Source organism: Methylobacterium platani (genome assembly GCF_001653715.1).
GTDB lineage: Bacteria > Pseudomonadota > Alphaproteobacteria > Rhizobiales > Beijerinckiaceae > Methylobacterium > Methylobacterium platani.
This window is the reverse complement of record NZ_LWHQ01000072.1, coordinates 44,198-60,088: the sequence shown is the minus strand read 5'-3', so window position 1 is coordinate 60,088 and position 15,891 is coordinate 44,198. Positions and strand designations below refer to the sequence as shown.

Annotated in this window: 20 protein-coding genes and 1 tRNA gene; 15 read left to right on the top strand and 6 right to left on the bottom strand. The window is 66.9% G+C overall.

Annotated features, from left to right (window positions below):
* The first annotated feature begins 33 nt into the window (after nt 1-33).
* Nucleotides 34-1,695, top strand: a complete 1,662-nt coding sequence (locus tag A5481_RS28260) for a phage tail tape measure protein (protein ID WP_082173337.1) — start codon at nt 34-36, stop codon at nt 1,693-1,695.
* 95 nt (nt 1,696-1,790) lie between these two features.
* On the opposite strand, the gene A5481_RS32925 is transcribed toward A5481_RS28260, so the two are convergent.
* Entirely contained in the window at nt 1,791-2,774 is a 984-nt protein-coding gene (locus A5481_RS32925; protein ID WP_082173338.1) for a DUF4062 domain-containing protein, read from the bottom strand.
* Nucleotides 2,775-3,032: 258 nt separating this feature from the next.
* Complete coding sequence (locus A5481_RS28255; protein ID WP_048435912.1) at nt 3,033-3,347, bottom strand: SH3 domain-containing protein; 315 nt, start codon at nt 3,345-3,347, stop codon at nt 3,033-3,035.
* Nucleotides 3,348-3,820: 473 nt separating this feature from the next.
* On the opposite strand from A5481_RS28255, the gene A5481_RS28250 reads away from it, so the two are divergent.
* From A5481_RS28250 to A5481_RS28230, 5 genes are read left to right on the top strand one after another with little or no spacing between them, the layout of a single operon-like run.
* The gene (locus tag A5481_RS28250) at nt 3,821-4,129 is read left to right on the top strand and encodes a hypothetical protein (RefSeq protein ID WP_156311993.1); all 309 of its coding nucleotides are present in this window, start codon (nt 3,821-3,823) and stop codon (nt 4,127-4,129) included.
* Nucleotides 4,122-4,523, top strand: coding sequence for a hypothetical protein (locus A5481_RS28245; RefSeq protein WP_048435910.1), 402 nt, complete (start codon nt 4,122-4,124; stop codon nt 4,521-4,523). The genes A5481_RS28250 and A5481_RS28245 overlap by 8 nt, the downstream gene beginning before the upstream one ends.
* Nucleotides 4,520-5,014 carry a hypothetical protein gene (locus tag A5481_RS28240; RefSeq protein ID WP_048435909.1) on the top strand — a complete coding sequence of 165 codons (495 nt, stop codon included), beginning with the start codon at nt 4,520-4,522 and terminating at the stop codon, nt 5,012-5,014. The genes A5481_RS28245 and A5481_RS28240 overlap by 4 nt, the downstream gene beginning before the upstream one ends.
* Complete coding sequence (locus tag A5481_RS28235; protein ID WP_156311992.1) at nt 5,011-5,283, top strand: hypothetical protein; 273 nt, start codon at nt 5,011-5,013, stop codon at nt 5,281-5,283. Before A5481_RS28240 ends, A5481_RS28235 begins: the two co-directional genes overlap by 4 nt.
* Nucleotides 5,280-5,459: a hypothetical protein gene (locus tag A5481_RS28230; protein WP_048435907.1), complete on the top strand. Its 180-nt coding sequence runs from the start codon at nt 5,280-5,282 to the stop codon at nt 5,457-5,459. The genes A5481_RS28235 and A5481_RS28230 overlap by 4 nt, the downstream gene beginning before the upstream one ends.
* A 181-nt stretch (nt 5,460-5,640) precedes the next feature.
* On the opposite strand, the gene A5481_RS28225 is transcribed toward A5481_RS28230, so the two are convergent.
* The 3 genes from A5481_RS28225 to A5481_RS28215 form a co-directional block, all read right to left on the bottom strand.
* Nucleotides 5,641-5,726: transfer RNA gene (locus tag A5481_RS28225), tRNA-Leu, on the bottom strand.
* A gap of 291 nt (nt 5,727-6,017) precedes the next feature.
* Nucleotides 6,018-7,235, bottom strand: a complete 1,218-nt coding sequence (locus tag A5481_RS28220; protein ID WP_064504452.1) for an FAD-dependent oxidoreductase — start codon at nt 7,233-7,235, stop codon at nt 6,018-6,020.
* 58 nt (nt 7,236-7,293) lie between these two features.
* Nucleotides 7,294-7,551 (bottom strand): zinc-finger domain-containing protein, encoded by a 258-nt coding sequence (locus A5481_RS28215; RefSeq protein WP_048435906.1) that lies wholly within the window; start codon nt 7,549-7,551, stop codon nt 7,294-7,296.
* A gap of 179 nt (nt 7,552-7,730) precedes the next feature.
* Here A5481_RS28215 and A5481_RS28210 point away from each other — a divergent pair, with 179 nt between their 5' ends.
* The 9 genes from A5481_RS28210 to A5481_RS28170 all read left to right on the top strand — a co-directional run bounded on the left by A5481_RS28210 (nt 7,731) and on the right by A5481_RS28170 (nt 15,509).
* On the top strand, nt 7,731-8,093 hold the full coding sequence (locus tag A5481_RS28210) for a DUF456 family protein (protein WP_245239053.1): 363 nt from the start codon (nt 7,731-7,733) through the stop codon (nt 8,091-8,093).
* A gap of 100 nt (nt 8,094-8,193) precedes the next feature.
* The gene (gene map / locus A5481_RS28205; protein WP_048435905.1) at nt 8,194-9,024 is read left to right on the top strand and encodes a type I methionyl aminopeptidase; all 831 of its coding nucleotides are present in this window, start codon (nt 8,194-8,196) and stop codon (nt 9,022-9,024) included.
* Between the two features lie 25 nt (nt 9,025-9,049).
* A complete protein-coding gene (gene radC, locus A5481_RS28200; RefSeq protein ID WP_048435904.1) occupies nt 9,050-9,817 on the top strand; it encodes a RadC family protein in 768 nt (255 codons plus the stop codon).
* Nucleotides 9,818-10,012: 195 nt separating this feature from the next.
* Nucleotides 10,013-11,452 (top strand): circularly permuted type 2 ATP-grasp protein, encoded by a 1,440-nt coding sequence (locus A5481_RS28195; protein WP_048435903.1) that lies wholly within the window; start codon nt 10,013-10,015, stop codon nt 11,450-11,452.
* Nucleotides 11,453-11,535: 83 nt separating this feature from the next.
* Nucleotides 11,536-12,480, top strand: coding sequence for an alpha-E domain-containing protein (locus A5481_RS28190; RefSeq protein WP_048435902.1), 945 nt, complete (start codon nt 11,536-11,538; stop codon nt 12,478-12,480).
* A gap of 101 nt (nt 12,481-12,581) precedes the next feature.
* Nucleotides 12,582-13,481 (top strand): transglutaminase family protein, encoded by a 900-nt coding sequence (locus tag A5481_RS28185; RefSeq protein WP_082173335.1) that lies wholly within the window; start codon nt 12,582-12,584, stop codon nt 13,479-13,481.
* Between the two features lie 149 nt (nt 13,482-13,630).
* Complete coding sequence (locus tag A5481_RS28180; protein WP_048435901.1) at nt 13,631-14,380, top strand: proteasome-type protease; 750 nt, start codon at nt 13,631-13,633, stop codon at nt 14,378-14,380.
* A 15-nt stretch (nt 14,381-14,395) separates the two neighbouring features.
* Nucleotides 14,396-14,887, top strand: a complete 492-nt coding sequence (locus A5481_RS28175; protein WP_048435900.1) for a GNAT family N-acetyltransferase — start codon at nt 14,396-14,398, stop codon at nt 14,885-14,887.
* A gap of 76 nt (nt 14,888-14,963) precedes the next feature.
* Nucleotides 14,964-15,509: a GNAT family N-acetyltransferase gene (locus A5481_RS28170; protein ID WP_048435899.1), complete on the top strand. Its 546-nt coding sequence runs from the start codon at nt 14,964-14,966 to the stop codon at nt 15,507-15,509.
* Nucleotides 15,510-15,684: 175 nt separating this feature from the next.
* On the opposite strand, the gene A5481_RS28165 is transcribed toward A5481_RS28170, so the two are convergent.
* Nucleotides 15,685-15,888 carry a Trm112 family protein gene (locus tag A5481_RS28165; RefSeq protein WP_048435898.1) on the bottom strand — a complete coding sequence of 68 codons (204 nt, stop codon included), beginning with the start codon at nt 15,886-15,888 and terminating at the stop codon, nt 15,685-15,687.
* Nucleotides 15,889-15,891: the final 3 nt, after the last annotated feature.

Genomic DNA, 15,891 nt, shown 5'->3' with positions numbered 1-15,891 from the left:
CAAAACTGAAAACGCTCTAGCGGCCTCGGCCGCATGGTGTCGGAGCTTGAGCGAGCCACGGCAGCGGTTCGGAGGCTGCGGCGGGAGACGGCCCGGCCGCTACGCATCGACGTGGCCGGGCGGGGCTACCACGTCCTCCCGCGCGACGGCCGTGGCGGACGGCGCCCTGGTAGTGGTCGCGCTGCCGCAGCGGCCGGAGAGGGCTACGGCACGGCCGGCGGAGCAGCTGGCGGCTATGCAGCCGGGCGTCTGATCGGCCTCGGCGGTCCGGCGGTGACAGCGGCAGGCGTGGCAGCAACGGGTGTGGTCGCGCTCAAGAAGTTCGGCGATCTGGAGACGGCGGGCAAGCAGCTCGCCATCACGGCCGAAAAGACCTACGCCGAGATTGCTCCAGACATCGAGATGTTCCGGAAAGAGGGCCCGAAGATCGGGGCGCTGCCAAAGGATATGGCGTCGGTCGCGCAGGCGTTCATCGCTGCGGGTCTGACTTATGAGCAGGCGATCGGCGCCGTGATCCCAACCGTGAAGGCGGCCAAGGCCTCATTCACGAGCCTGGACGACGCGGCCGGCGCCGGCATCACCACGATGCAGAACCTGAAGGTCGGCCTGAACGATCTTGAGACCGCCTTCGATTTCATGATCAAGGGCGGCAAGCTGGGCAAGGCCGAGTTCAACGAGATGGCAGGAGTAATGCCGCAGCTCGCTGCCTCTGCCAGCAAGGTCGGTGAGAAGGATCTGAAGGGCCTCGCCAGCGTGGTGGCAGCGCTGGAAGTCGTTCGTGAAACGGGTGCCACGACAGCGGACTCTAGCATCCATCTCAAGGATCTCTACGAGAAGATGCAGGCGCCCGATGTGGCGCGGCACTTCAAGAAGAAGGGTGTGGATCTTGAGAAGGAGCTGAAGGCCGGCGACACCTCCGGCAAATCCCGAATGGACACCTTCCTGGACATTATGCAGCGGGTCACGAAGGGCGATCCCTTCCGCATCGCCGAGGTGCTGCACGAGCAGCAGTCACGCGACGCGGCGACGACGCTACTGAAGAACCGGGACAAGTTCAATCAATACCGCGACGACATCATGAAGAACGCTCGTGGGACCACGAGCACCGACTTCGTCGAGGCCACCAACCGCTTCGACAGCAGCGTGGAGCGGTTCGTCGCCAGCGTCGACCGACTGATGGGCCGGTTCGGCGAGGCGGGGTCGTCGACGGCCCGCGGCGTTCTGGACAGGCTGTCCGACAGCATGGACAAATCCGAGAACGCCAGCAAAGAAGCCGGCGACGACCTGCTGAGGGACTTCGGCGCACTGCCTCCCAAATCGACATGGCAGGACCCGCCGCGCCGGAACGCCACTCCCGCCCGCAACCCGTTCGGCAGCCTCACAGACCGCATGAAGTGGGGCGGGGCCGGACAGATGCCTGGCCCCATCAACCCGGGCGACCTGACGAAGCGGTTCGGTTCGGACTGGATGCGGCAGGGCACGCAGCAGACTGCCGGGACGGTGCAGCACACCATCAACAACACGAACACCGGTAACGACCAGCGGACGCAGAGCGTCACCGTCAATCAGACAGTGAACGGCGTGCCGGGCGTGGCGTCCGCTGCGGCCGAGGGAGCCAAGAGTGGCCTTGCGTCCATGGGCGCTTCGGTGGCTAAGGCCAACTCGACGCCGACGGCCGGCAGCACGGCACCCTGACGTGCGTTCAGGATATGGGCCTGAGGAAGACGCAAGGTGAGGTCCCGCAGCCAAGTAGTTGCCAAAAACTAATACATGGACTTTCACCAACGGGTTCATTTTTTTGCAGAGCCAGCAATCAGCAATTTTTCCCTTCCTTCTTCGGTTAATTTAAGAAATTCTACATAATCATCATCTTGAGTGTCGGAATAGGTTTTCACCAATCCCATTGCTATTAATTGAATTTTTACTTTATCCGCGTCGGTTGCAGCAACATATACGCTGCTCATATCTTGAACCTCGTCGCTTATATACCTCTCAATCAAATTACTCAGCGAAGAGGATTTTTGATATGATGTCAGCGATGGGCCGACAGCAACAAGAATTTCACCCCAAGTCATTGATCTCGTAGCATCCCGTCGTCCATAAGTTGGATTTTTTCTACCAATACCTGAATATCTAATGATTATTCCATCATTAAGGCCTGCAATACCTTCGATTTTTACAACCTTATTCTTATACTGTCGAAGCTCTTTCACGAGCATATCATTTTCGTTTCTTAGGTTATTTATCTGATTAAGAAGTTCTTCGCTTGCAGCAGCGTTACCTCTGATCCAGCCAACTCCCGGAACCTGTCGCATTGCCTGAGATAAAGAAACGGCAACAGAAGCCTTAAGGCTCTCAGTCCCATTCCAGAATTTAACCAACCGATTTTTCTTGGTTTTTTCTCGGAATTTATTCAGCTTTTTTATTCGATCTTCTCGCGTTTCAGATTTTGCGACAGGCAAATTTTGTATGTCGCTATGGATGAAAGCAAGGACCACCTTGCCAGATTTGGTAGCATAGTCGTATTCTAGTTCAGTGTAGCTAACCCCTTTTTCATCAGTCGAACCATATTTCGCCCCAATGATCAAAATATAATAATCACATTCATCGATCACTTTTTTTATGTAATCGAATTGCTCAAAATCCGCCGCTGGAAAAGCCTCCATGCCAGATGGGATTTGATCAAGATCAAGAATTGTTCGAATTACCTCCTGACGTTCTACAACTAAATCAGTGAACGTAGATGATATGAAAACTTGATATTTCTTTGCCATTGGATTTACTTTCTGAAATCTTGCTCTCGCTTATTTGAGTATCGGCTTTCAATCGATATTTATATCATGTCCCCTTCGCTCTCAGGTGTTCCGCTGGCGCCTCCCGGATCGCCTCCGGACACGAGGGCTTTGGGTCAAGGTCTGCAGCCACGGCTTGAGATACTCCGTTAAAGCCTCTCGTATCGCCTCAAACCGCGAAAGCTATAAGTCGGATGGTCCGCGGAAGGGACGTCGACAGTTTGCATGCGAGCAAGTCGGCTATTCCACGTCATCGGCATCGAGGCTTCGGCCGCGGCGGATCGGCAGCGCCTCCGGATAGACGAAGCGCCTTGAGACCCAGCCTTCGACCTTCCGGTAGCGAACGAAGACCCAGTTCCCGTTGCGCTCGCCGCTGGCGATGATCCCGCGGCCATCGGGCGGAATGACCCCGACAATCCGCGCGTCCGTAGTGGGGTACTCGCGCACGTTCAGGACATCGTTCGGCGCCGTGTCGATCACGCGCAACGTCTGCTGCGCGTGCGCCGTGCCCGCGATGGCGCACGCAAACGCTGCAGCGACCAAGGTACCCTTCATTTTAGATAGCCCTTTGCCTTGAGGTGATCGGTCAGAACCTTCTCCATCAGCGACGATAGAGAGCGGGTATCGTCCTTTGCGGCCTGCTCGGCCGCGGTCTTTACCTCAGGCGGGAGCCGGACCGACACAGGAAGGCTTTTCGGAGAGGCAGAGGGTGGTCGGCCCATTTCACGCCTTAAATGTAGTTGACATATGATCTGACTACATTTAATCACAAAAACGCGCTAGCCGCAACGGCCCGACAGGAGGGGTAGGAGCCTCCGGCCGGGCCTGACCGCAACCGTCACACGAGGACGACTATGGCTACCCGTCATTCTACAGCACCGGCCCGCGCCGGTGAACGCCCACGCTTGCCCTCCGCACAGGTTGGGCCCGTAACGGTCGCGCTCTGCACCATGCGGCAGGCCGAGCCGGAGGCTCCCGCGCTAATCGCTCTGCGACAGGGCCTTGAGGCCTACTTCGCTGATGCGGGCGTGGCAGTCGACCTCTCCGCTCAGATGGATGTGGAGCGCAACCGCATCCACGTGCTGCGCGAGGCGATCTCCAACCGCATCGAGGCCGACATCGCATTGCTCGACGCCATCGACGGAGATCCTGATCTCGAGGACGGCGGCGACGCCGAGTTGAGCCTGTGCGGTACGTTCGTGTCGCCGCCGAGCCCGGAGGACCGCGAAGCCGGCGACGACAACGGTATGGCCGACGACCTTGGGATGCTTGAGCAGGTTCGGCGCTACGAGCGCCTGTGCCGCGCGCTCCGGGGTGAGGAGGCGCGTCATGGTTGACCACTCTGCGTCCCGCCGCGGCTTCCTGCGCGGCCTCACGGCCCTTCCCCTCATCGGGGGAGGGGTCACCCTCATCGGCTCCCCGATCGCCGTCGCAGAGCCGCTCAGCGAACAGCTTCTCGACAGCTACGACGCATGGCTCGAATACGAGCGCCGCAACCTGCAATGGGAGCGTGCGCGAGGGTCCGAGATGCGGCACCGTCTGCACATGCCGTTCGTGATGCAGATGTACGGCAAGGACGGGCGGCCGAAGGGCAAGGCGCTGCCGTGCGATTACGTTCCGTGCGCCAATGCCGGCGCAGGCTGGCATCACAACGGCGAGGCGCCCCCCTCGACGCGGGCCGCGCTGGTCTTGAGCGCGGTTGGCTGCGACTGGCGGGAGGGCGGCCTATGAAGCGCCTGACATCCCGTCGCGCCGTGCTCGGAGCCTTCGCCGCTGCGTCCGCGCTCCCAGCCGGCATCGGTCTCGCCAATCCTGGGGCCGGCGCCGAAGCTTCCCCGGACGCTGCCTTGCTCGCCCTCGCGCCTGCTCTCTTGCCCTTGCTCGAACGGGCAGAGGCTATGGGGCCGGAAGTCTCTCGCCTGTACGAAGAGGCGGATGAGATACGGCATAACACAGGGGTAACGATAGACTTCAAGGCGGCACAGGCGGCCTTTGATGAAGCAAGCGAGCGCAATGGATATTCCCGGCTGTGGAATGAGCGCGCAGGTATTCTGGACCAGGCGGATGAGATGATATCGCCGTTCATATCTGAGCCTCCGCAGACCCTTGAGGGGCTTCTGCTGAAAGCGCGATTTGCGGCGGCGATGGATTATGACTGGATGGTTCAGGATGACGTTTCGAAGCTGATCGCGCAGCGTTCGGGCGTGGAGGTGTCGTGGTGAGTATCTCAGCTGGGAACCCGAAAACCCCTACCCTGGACGATCTTGCTTCGGACGCCCTTGATCTGCGCAACGCGACTGTCGTGACGCGCATAGTCCTGGATCATTGCTTGGCGATGACACGAAGGGATGAGGGCGCAACCTACAAGACGTTCAACTTGCTCCCGCAGCAGCTTGAGGCAATGACCTACTCCATGCTCCGGCTGGAGGCGATGTCCGAAGCTCTCGCCGACGCAATCGAGAGCTACCAGACGGCAGGAGCGCAATCATGAGGTTGCTCCTCCTGATCCGGTCCGTGTGGTTGACACGCGGTGCCCGTGCCGACTTCAAGCGCTCGGAGCGTCACCGGCTACTGGCCGACGCCTACCTGAACCGCTCGATAGCCCGCCTCGACGTGGCCGACGCCATCCTTGAGGCCGAGCGCACCGCCCTGACGCATCGTGTCTGACAATCCGTCTCGGACGCAGGTAGGTGCGTGACGCCCCTGCCTCGCCGACCGGACTCTATGACCCGGGGGAAGTCAGAACGAGGCCACCTGAGGCATTTTGAACCATCGAGAGGCGGGGTTCGCTGTTACCCGTGGCGTTACCCCGGACCTCGACCGCAACCCCTGACATTGAGCTAAGTGCTGGTGCGGACGGCGGGACTCGAACCCGCACGACCAGAGGTCGCAAGATTTTAAGTCTCGTGCGTCTACCGATTCCGCCACGTCCGCTGAGGGCGCTGCCCTGCCGCTCCGGGTTAGCCGGGGGGAGGGCGCAGATCAAGGCCCCTCGGGCCGCAGAGCTGTCCGGGGAAAAGAATGGCGCGTCTCCCCTCTCCCGTGTGGGAGAGGGGCCGGGGGTGAGGGTGACACGCTTCAGCGTGAACCTCTGAGCGTGGTGCTGGCAGCGGAACGGTCGGATCTAGACTCAGAACCGCAGCACCCTCACCCCTACCCCTCTCCCACTCGGGAGAGGGGATCCCGCGCCTGGTTCTTAAAGCAATCGTCGCCGGACAGCCTTGCTCACGCCGGCCCGACCGGCCGCCAGCCGTAGAGCCAGGCGTAGCGCTCGGTCATCTGCTCCGGCCGCAGGCGCCCCATCACTACGTCGCGGGCGGCCGAGACCAGGGGGCCGGCGTGGTAGATGCGGCCGTTGCGGCGGGCATGGGCCTGGATGGTGCGCACCCGCTCGGTCCGGGCGCGGGAATAGGCCGCGAGCGCCGCCGGCACCGGCTGGCCGGGGACGAGGCAGGCGGCGAGCACCGCGGCGTCCTCGATCGCCAGCGCCGCGCCTTGCGCCAGGAACGGCAGCACCGGATGGGCGGCGTCGCCGAGCAGCGCGATCCGGCCGCGCGCCATCGGGCGGGCCGCCGGGCGGTCGACGAGCGACCACACCAGCCAGGATTCGGGCCGGGCGAGCAGGCCGGCGAGCGGCGGGGCGGCATCGGCGAAGGCGGCGCGCAGGCGGGCGGGCTCGCCGCGGGCACCCCAATCGTCGCTGCCGCCTGTGTCCGGCACCACCGCCACGAGGTTGAGCCGGCGCCCGCCGTTGATCGGGTAATGCACGACGTGCCGGCCGGGGCCGAGCCACAGGCCGGTCTCGTCGGCGAGGAAATCCGGCGGCACCGCCTCGCGGGGCAGGGTGGCGCGCCAGGCGGCCTCGCCGCGGGGGCGCAAGGAGCGCCGGTCGAGGGCGGTTCGCAGGGAGGAGCGCACGCCGTCGGCCGCGACCACGAGGTCGGCCTCGAGGGTCTCGCTGCGGCCGCCGTCGCTGTTAAGCGTCAGGGTGGCGCCCGCCGCCCCCTCCTGCACCCCGGTGACGGAGCGGCCGACGAGGAGCCGGATGCCGGGCCGCCCGCGGGCGGCGTCGAGCAGGATGGTCTGGAGGTCGGCCCGGTGCACCACCCAGTAGGGTGCGCCGAAGCGCTCGCGCATCGCCTCGCCGAGCGCGATCTCGCCGATGTCCCGGGCGCCCGTCAGGCTGCGGATCCGCACCCGGGCCGGCTCGCCGGCGACGCGGCGCAGCGGCATCGCGAGGCCGAGATCGGTCAGGATCCCGCTGGCGTTGGGCGAGAGCTGGAGGCCCGCCCCGACCTCGCTGAAGGCGGTGCGGCGCTCGACGAGGGTCACGTCGTGCCCCCGGGCGCTGAGCGCCAGGGCGGCGGTCAGCCCGCCGATGCCGGCCCCGACGATCGCGACGCGCAGGCCCGGCCGGTCCGGGACCGGCTTCGTCCGCGGCAGGTGGCTCGCCAAGTCGTCCCCCCGCCCGTCTCGTTCCGTCTCGTCTTCCTCGCGGATACTACTCTGCGGCGAGGCGGGCGCGGTCGTCCCAGACGCTCGCGGCCGGCTCCGCCGTCCCGGCCTTCAGAGCCGGGTTGTAGCGGTACAGGGTCGAGCAGTACTGGCAGATGATCTCGTGGTCGGCGCCCATGTCGAGGAAGACGTGGGGATGGTCGAACGGCGGCAGCGCGCCGATGCACATGAACTCCTTGGAGCCGACCTGGATGACCGGAACGCCGTCCTGGTTGTGGAAGTGCGGGACCGCCTTGTCTGCCATCGCGTCAGGGTTCCTGGCTGCCGGGCCGCGTCGGCCCTTCGAATCTCGGGTTCTCCTACCCCCTCGGGACCGCCGCGCCTAGGGGTGCGGGCCGGCGCGGGTGCCTCCGCCGTCCTTTGGTCACGGTCTTGCGACATCGGGGCGCCCCACCGGCTTCACCGAACACGAGAGGATCGCCCGTGACCCGCTTCCTGCCGAGGCTCGCCGTGATGGCCGCCCTCACCGGCGCGACCCTGCTCGGCGCGCCCGCCGCCCAGGCCCAGAGCCGCACCGTGGTCGGCGCCGGCGCCGGCGCGGTGGCGGGCGCCCTGGTCGCCGGGCCGATCGGCGCGGTGGTGGGCGGCGTCGTCGGCGCGGCCTGGGGCGAATCGGGCCGGCGCCCGCGGCGGAGCGCCCGCCGGGTGCGGCGGCACCATGGGGCCCGGCAGGTCGCAGCACGCCAGATCTCGGCACGCCAAGTCGCGGCACGTCCGGTGCGGGTCGCGCAGCGGGCGCCCGCGGCGGTCCCGGCCCGGCCGCGGGCCTGGGTCGACCCGCGCTGAAGCCGGCCCGTCCCGGCTCCCTGCCTCCTTGGCTTCGGGGCCGGAAGCGCCTACATCGTGGGCTTCCAGAGCGCCGCCAGCATCCTATCCCGGGCCCCCGATGAGTCGTGACGAGCAGAGTGCGGTCAAGGACGGCCGCCGCCAGGAGCCGCCGATCCACGGCCCCGAGGCCTTCGAGGCGATGCGCAAGGCCGGCCGGCTGACCGCCGAGGCCCTCGACCTGCTGATGGAGGCGGTGGCGCCGGGCGTCACCACCGAGGCGCTCGACCGCCTCGCCTACACCTTCGCGATGGATCACGGCGCGTTTCCGGCCTCGCTGCACTACCGCGGCTACCCGAAATCGATCTGCACCTCGATCAACCACGTCGTCTGCCACGGCATCCCGAACGACAAGCCGCTGCGTGAGGGCGACATCGTCAACCTCGACATCTGCCTGATCGTCGACGGCTGGCACGGCGATTCGAGCCGCATGGCCTATGTCGGCGAGGTGCCGCGCAAGGCGGCGCGCCTGTGCGACATCACCCACGAGGCGATGATGCGCGGCATCGCGGCGATCAAGCCCGGCGGCACCACCAACGACATCGGCGCGGCGATCCAGGCCTTCGCGGAAGGAGAGCGCTGCTCGGTGGTGCGCGATTTCTGCGGCCACGGCCTCGGCCGCACCTATCACGACGCGCCGACGATCCTGCACTACGTCGAGCCGAGCTACAGCGTCACCCTGCGCCCCGGGCAGTTCTTCACCGTCGAGCCGATGATCAATCTCGGCCGCCCGGCCGTGAAGGTGCTCGCCGACGGCTGGACCGCCGTGACCCGCGACCGTTCGCTCTCGGCCCAGTTCGAGCACACCGTGGCGGTGACCGAGACCGGGGTCGAGATCTTCACGCTCTCGCCCAAGGGGCTGGACAAGCCGCACGACACCGCCGCCGCCTGACCGCCCCGCCGGACGCCGTCCCGCCATGCCTCGCCCGCCGCGCAGCGCCCCCGGTTTCGCGGAAGCCGGCGGGGCCGCGCCCGGCCTCGCCAAGGCGCAAGGGGGCAAGCAGGAGAGCAAGGCCGAGGAGCCGCATTACCACGGCCACCGCGACCGCCTGCGCGCCCGCTTCGCGCAAGGCGACACGCTGCCCGACTACGAGTTCCTGGAACTGGTGCTGTTCCGCGCCATCCCGCGCCGGGACGTCAAGCCGATCGCCAAGGCGCTGATCGCCCGCTTCGGCAGCTTCGCCGAGGTCATCAGTGCGCCCGCCGAGCGGCTGCTCGAGGTCGACGGCATCGGGCCGTCGGTGGTCGCCGACCTGAAGATCATGGAGGCGGCCGGCCGCCGCCTCGCCCGCGGCGCGGTGGCCGAGCGCACCCTGCTCTCGTCCTGGGCCGCGGTGATCGACTATTGCCGCGCCGCCATGGCCTTCGCCCCGCGCGAGGAGTTCCGCCTGCTCTTCCTCGACAAGCGCAACCGCCTGATCGCCGACGAGGTGCAGGGGCGGGGCACCGTCGACCACACGCCGGTCTATCCGCGCGAGGTGGTGCGCCGGGCGCTCGAGCTCTCCGCCACCGCCCTGATCCTCGTCCACAACCACCCCTCGGGCGATCCGACCCCCTCGCAGGCCGACGTCAAGATGACCCGCGACATCGTCGCGGTGGCGGGTCCCCTCGGCATCGTGGTGCACGACCACATCATCGTCGGCCGCGACGGGCATGCGAGCTTCCGCGGGCTGAAGCTGATTTGAGCGGCGCAGCCGGGCCTGCGCGGCGCGCCACGACGCCTGCCGAAAATTTGAGCAAATTTGCACCGGTCGCGGCGCCTCGCGCCGCGTTGACGCTGACGCTGCGCAAAGTCGTGGGCGGCCGGAGGGGAGAGGACGCATTTCCTTTGCCTTGGCCCCCGTCTTGCGTCTAGCTTCGGCGCAAACAGAGGGACGCCCATGCCGCTCAGCGCGTTCGACGAGATGACGGGAATCCAGGAGAGCGGACTGGACCCGGCCGCCGTGCGCGAGGCGTACGCGGCGCTCAAGACCTGGCTCGACAATACCCCGCCGGAGCAATTCGACACGCGGCGCAGCCAGGCCGAATTGTTCTTCCGCCGGATCGGGATCACCTTCGCGGTCTACGGCGACAACGAATCGACCGAGCGGCTGATCCCGTTCGACATCATCCCGCGGGTGCTGACCAAGCCCGAATGGGGCTTCCTCGAGCGCGGACTCAAGCAGCGCGTGACCGCGCTGAACCTGTTCCTCGCCGACATCTACGGCCCGCAGGACTGCATCAAGGCCGGGATCATCCCGGGCGACCTCGTCTACCGCAACCCGCATTACCGGCTGGAGATGCGGGACTTCGAGGTGCCGCACGGCAAGTACGTCCACATCGCCGGCATCGACATCGTGCGCACGGCCGAGGACCAGTTCTTCGTGCTGGAGGACAACGCCCGCACCCCGTCGGGGGTCTCCTACATGCTGGAGAACCGCGAGGTGATGCTGCGGCTCTTCCCCGAACTCTTTTCCAAGCACCGGGTCTCGCCGGTCGAGGCCTATCCGGACGCCCTGCTCGCCACCCTGCGCAGCCTGGCGCCGATGCGCGCCGCGCGCGATCCGAGCGTGGTGCTGCTCACCCCCGGCCGCTTCAACTCGGCCTTCTACGAGCACTCGTTCCTGGCCGACAAGCTCGGCGTCGACCTCGTCGAGGCCTCCGACCTCTTCACCAAGGACGACGTGGTCTACATGCGGACCACCGAGGGGCCGCGGCGCGTCGACGTCATCTACCGGCGCATTGACGACGACTTCCTCGATCCCCTGGTGTTCCGGCCCGATTCGGTCCTCGGCGTGCCCGGCCTGATGAGCGCCTACCAGAGCGGCAGCGTGACGCTCGCCAACGCGGTCGGCACCGGCATCGCCGACGACAAGGCGGTCTACAGCTACATGCCGGAGATCGTCCGCTTCTTCACCGGCGAGGAGCCGATCCTGCACAACGTGCCGACCTGGCGCTGCCGCGAGAAGGACGCGCTCAACTACGTCCTGTCGAATCTCGGCGACCTCGTCGTCAAGGAGGTCAACGGCTCGGGCGGCTACGGCATGCTGGTGGGGCCCCACGCCACCAAGCGCGAGATCGAGGAGTTCGGCCGCAAGCTGCGCCACGCGCCGGACGGCTTCATCGCCCAGCCGACCCTGGCGCTCTCGACCTGCCCGACCTTCGTCGCCTCCGGCGTCGCGCCCCGCCACGTCGATCTCAGGCCCTTCGTGCTCTCGGGCGCCGACGAGATCCGGATCGTGCCCGGCGGGCTGACCCGGGTCGCCCTCAAGGAGGGCTCGCTCGTGGTCAATTCGAGCCAGGGCGGCGGCACCAAGGACACCTGGGTGCTCGACGGCTGACCGGCCCTTCGCCCGCATAGAACAGGACCGGGCCGGATGCCCGGTCCGCCCGCACCACCACAGCGTGAGCCTGAAGCCCCGCCATGCTCTCCCGCACCGCCGACAACCTGTACTGGCTCTCGCGCTACGCCGAGCGCGCCGATTTCGTCGCCCGCATCCTCGACGCCGCCCTGCGCCTCTCCGCCCTGCCGGCCAATTACGGCGGCGGCGATGCCAACGAGTGGGAATCGGCGCTCGCCTCGGCCGGCAACATCGAGCTGTTCCGCCCGCTCTACGACAGCGTCAACGAGCACACGGTCCGCGACTTCCTGGCCTTCAGCCCGAACAACCCGTCCTCGATCCGCTCCTGCCTGCAGACCGCCCGGGAGAATGCCCGGGCCGTCCGCACGGCGCTGACCAGCGAGATGTGGGAGGCGATCAACGAGGCCTTCCTGCACCTGCGCAGCTTCGAGGGACGAGACATGACGCGCGAGGAATTCGCGCGCTTCCTCGACTGGGTGAAGGGCGTGTCGCTCGCCTTCGACGGCTCGGCCTACCGCACGATGCTGCGCAACGACGGCTACTGGTTCACGCGGCTCGGCGTCGCGATCGAGCGTGCCGACAACACCGCCCGCATCCTCGACGTCAAGTACCACGTGCTCCTGCCCGAGACCGAGCGGGTCGGCGGCAGCCTCGACTACTTCCAGTGGACCACGATCCTGCGCGAGGTCTCGGCGCTCACCGCCTATCACTGGGTCTACCGCGAGAGCATCAAGCCCTGGCTGGTCGCCGACCTGCTGATCCTCAACCGCGAGATGCCGCGCTCGCTCGCCAATTGCTACGAGATGCTGGTACGCAACCTCGACCGCGTCGCCGACGCCTACGGCCGCCGCGGGCCGAGCCAGCGCCTCGCCCGCGGCATGCTGGCCAAGCTCGACGACCTCACGGTCGACGAGATCTTCGCCGCCGGCCTGCACGAGTTCATCGAGGAGTTCATCGCCGAGAACAACCGCCTCGGGGCGGCGATCGTCGAGCAGTACCTGGGCTGACGGCCCCTCGACTCCTGGACGGTTTCGCCCTCCCGCGGGACGGTGTATAGGACCGCCCCGCACGGCTTAAGCTTCAGCGTGACAGCGAGCGTCGCGACCCCATGCGCATCCGCGTCGTCCACGAGACGATCTACCAGTACGACAGCCCGGCCCGGGGCCTGATCCAGATGCTGCGGCTGACGCCGCGCGACCATGACGGCCAGCACGTCCGCGCCTGGCGCATCGAGCCGACTGTCGACGGCCGGCTCAGCCGGCGCGAGGACGGGTTCGGCAACGTCGTCCACGTCTTCAGCGCCGACGGTCCGGAGGAGGCGCTGACCATCCGGGTCACCGGCGAGGTCGAGACGACCGAGACCCACGGGGTGATGCGCGGCATCTCCGAGTGGCTGCCCGATCCGTTCTACCTGCGCGAGTCGCGCTTCGCCGTCGCCGACGAGGCGATCCGCGCCTTCGCCGACGACGCGGTCGCCGGGAGCGCCGACCGGCTCGACCGGCTGCACCGGCTGCTGGCCGGCGTCCACCAGGCCGTCGACTACGCCCCCGGCCCGACCGGCGCCGCCACCACCGCGGCGGAAGCCTTCGCCTTGCGCAAGGGGGTGGGGCAGGACCTCGCCCACGTCTTCATCGCGGCGGCGCGCCACCTCGAGATCCCGGTCCGCTACGTCTCGGGCTATTGCTGGCGGCCCGACGCGCCGGAGCAGGAGGCGGGTCATGCCTGGGTCGAGGCCCGGGTTCCGGATCTCGGCTGGGTCGGGTTCGATCCCGCCCACGGCATCGCGGTGACGGAAACCCACCTGCGGGTGGCGATCGGCCTCGACTATCTCGACGCCGCCCCGGTCCGCGGCAGCCGCACCGGCGGCGGCACCGAGACCATGACGGTACGGGTCCGGGTCGGCGACGCCCGGGCCGTGGATCCGTCTCCCGCGCAAGACCAGCCGGATCCGGCGCCGGCCCCGCAGGGCGAGATGCCGGCGGCGGTGCAGGCCCAGAGCCAGGGCTGACGGGCCGCCTGTGGCACCGCCGCGATAGGGGCGGGGCACCTCACCTCGGGGCAGCGGATTCGGCTGGATTCGCGAAACGGGCTGCGCCAGGGTGGCGCCGCGCGCGGTGACGGACCGCGCGCCTGACGGTCGCCGGGGGGCGGTGTGCGATGACCTATTGCGTCGGGATCCTGGTCGAAGAGGGTCTCGTCATGATCGCCGATACCCGCACCAATGCGGGGCTCGACGACATCTCGACCTACCGCAAGCTCCACATGTTCACCAAGCCCGGCGAGCGGGTACTGGCGCTCGCCTCGGCGGGCAACCTGTCGGTGACGCAGTCGGTGCTGTCGCTCCTGACCGAGGGCGTCGAGGACCCCGATACCGGCAAGCTCGAGACGATCTACGACGCGCCGACGATGTTCCGCGCCGCCCAGCTGATCGGCCGCGCGACCCGCAAGGTGCGGGCGATCGAGCGCGCCGGGTTCGAGGCGGCACAGCTGCGCTTCGAGGTGTCGTTCCTGTTCGGCGGGCAGATCGGCGACGGGCCGATGCGGCTCTACATGATCTACTCGGCCGGCAACTTCATCGCCTGCAGCCAGGACGCGCCGTTCCTGCAGATCGGCGAGCACAAGTACGGCAAGCCGATCCTCGACCGCGCCGTGACCTACCGGACCGACATCTACGACGCGCTCAAGGTCGGCCTGGTCTCGATGGACTCGACCATGCGGTCGAATCTCGGCGTCGGCCTGCCGATCGACCTCACGGTGATCCGCCGCAACACCTGCGACACCGAGGTCCTGCACCGGATCGAGGCCGGCGAACCCTACTTCCACGACCTGCGCGAGCGCTGGTCGGCGGCGCTCAGGGCGGCCCACCGGGCGATCCCGCGGCCGCCTTACGGGCCGGGGACGAAGTAGGGGAGGGATCCGGCCATGACGGAACGGCCGCGGTCCGATCGCGGGCTATCCGGCCTCGCCATCCGGGCCGCCGATCGGACCGACCTGCCCCGACTTCTCGACCTGTACGATCATCTCCACCCGGACGATGCGCGCTGCCCACCCGGTGACGCTGTCGCCGTGTTCGACCGTCTGTTGCGCTGCGAGGGCAGCGCCGTCCTCGTGGGGGCGATCGGGGACGCGCTGGTCACGACCTGTACGCTCGTCGTGATCCCGAACCTGACCCGCGGGGCGAAGGCCTACGCGCTGATCGAGAACGTCGTCACCCACGCCGATCATCGGGGCGCGGGGTTCGGGCGGGCGGTCCTGCGCGCGGCCGTCGAACGCGCCTGGGACGCGGGGTGCTACAAGGTCATGCTGATGACCGGCTCGACGAAGCCGTCGACGCTCGCGTTCTACGAAGCGGCGGGCTTCGAGCAGTCGAAGACGGGCTTCCAGGTCAGGCGAGCGGCCATCCGACCCGCGTGACGGCGGATCTGCATCGGACCCGCTCACGCATCCAGGCGGCCTCTCCCTCGGCGACGGGGGAGTGTAGAAGCGCCGCATGACGAACGATCTGATCACCCTCGCCGAAGCTCGCCCCGATGACTATGCGTCGTTCAAGAAGGCGCTTCAGGATGCGTTCGCCGTGGCAGCCGTCGCGGAGTTCGGAAGCCTGCCGGATGGCCCGATCCCATCCGATGATGTTCTAGACGGCGCGCTCGGTGCGCCCGATGCCGTGATCCTGCACATCCTCTGCGATGGCCGGACGGTCGGCGGTGCGGTGCTGAAGATCGACGCAGAGACCCACCACAATTCGCTCGACCTGTTCTTTCTCAAGGTCGGCGAGGAGGGGCGCGGGCTCGGCCTCAAGGCTTGGCTTGCCATCGAGCAGCGTTACTCCGAGACGATCACTTGGCAAACGCATACGCCTTATTTCGAAAAACGGAATATCCATTTCTATGTCAATAAGTGCGGCTTCAAAATCATAGAATTTTTCAACGACTACCATTCCGACCCGAACCAACCCGAAGGATCGGACGACTTGCCGGGTGGTGGAGAGGCTTTTCAGTTCGAGAAGGTCATGACGCGGTCCGAGCGGGCACCTTGAGCAAACCGGAGCCGCGGCTCTCTCCGGACGCTCCACGACGCCACGCCCGTCGGGCATCGCCCCTGGCTTCTTGTTCTCGGCAGGCCCAGGGCCTGTGCAGCGGTCGGGACGCCTCCGCGAAGCAGGAGCGCAGGCATGGCATCCCTTCCTCGAACAGCGTGTGCTCGGCCGGCTCTCAATCCGCCAGCGGCCGCGCCTCTTCCGGCAGCATGATCGGGATGCCGTCGCGGATCGGGTAGGCGAGCTTGGCCGAGCGGCTGATCAGCTCCTGGCGCGCGGGATCGTAGTCCAGCCGCTCCTTGGTCAGGGGGCAGACCAGCAGCTCGAGCAGCTTCGGGTCGATGCGGGGGGCCTCGGCGGGGAGGGGGGAATCGGTCACGGA

Bases quoted from the DNA above. Each gene is read 5' to 3' on its own strand.
- A5481_RS28185 (WP_082173335.1), top strand. From the start codon at position 12,582: ATGCGCATCCGCGTCGTCCACGAGACGATCTACCAGTACGACAGCCCG.
- A5481_RS28260 (WP_082173337.1), top strand. From the start codon at position 34: ATGGTGTCGGAGCTTGAGCGAGCCACGGCAGCGGTTCGGAGGCTGCGG.
- radC (WP_048435904.1), top strand. From the start codon at position 9,050: ATGCCTCGCCCGCCGCGCAGCGCCCCCGGTTTCGCGGAAGCCGGCGGG.
- A5481_RS28170 (WP_048435899.1), top strand. From the start codon at position 14,964: ATGACGAACGATCTGATCACCCTCGCCGAAGCTCGCCCCGATGACTAT.
- A5481_RS32925 (WP_082173338.1), bottom strand. From the start codon at position 2,774: ATGGCAAAGAAATATCAAGTTTTCATATCATCTACGTTCACTGATTTA.
- A5481_RS28215 (WP_048435906.1), bottom strand. From the start codon at position 7,551: ATGGCAGACAAGGCGGTCCCGCACTTCCACAACCAGGACGGCGTTCCG.
- A5481_RS28230 (WP_048435907.1), top strand. From the start codon at position 5,280: ATGAGGTTGCTCCTCCTGATCCGGTCCGTGTGGTTGACACGCGGTGCC.
- A5481_RS28240 (WP_048435909.1), top strand. From the start codon at position 4,520: ATGAAGCGCCTGACATCCCGTCGCGCCGTGCTCGGAGCCTTCGCCGCT.
- A5481_RS28190 (WP_048435902.1), top strand. From the start codon at position 11,536: ATGCTCTCCCGCACCGCCGACAACCTGTACTGGCTCTCGCGCTACGCC.
- A5481_RS28180 (WP_048435901.1), top strand. From the start codon at position 13,631: ATGACCTATTGCGTCGGGATCCTGGTCGAAGAGGGTCTCGTCATGATC.
- map (WP_048435905.1), top strand. From the start codon at position 8,194: ATGAGTCGTGACGAGCAGAGTGCGGTCAAGGACGGCCGCCGCCAGGAG.
- A5481_RS28245 (WP_048435910.1), top strand. From the start codon at position 4,122: ATGGTTGACCACTCTGCGTCCCGCCGCGGCTTCCTGCGCGGCCTCACG.
- A5481_RS28175 (WP_048435900.1), top strand. From the start codon at position 14,396: ATGACGGAACGGCCGCGGTCCGATCGCGGGCTATCCGGCCTCGCCATC.
- A5481_RS28255 (WP_048435912.1), bottom strand. From the start codon at position 3,347: ATGAAGGGTACCTTGGTCGCTGCAGCGTTTGCGTGCGCCATCGCGGGC.
- A5481_RS28195 (WP_048435903.1), top strand. From the start codon at position 10,013: ATGCCGCTCAGCGCGTTCGACGAGATGACGGGAATCCAGGAGAGCGGA.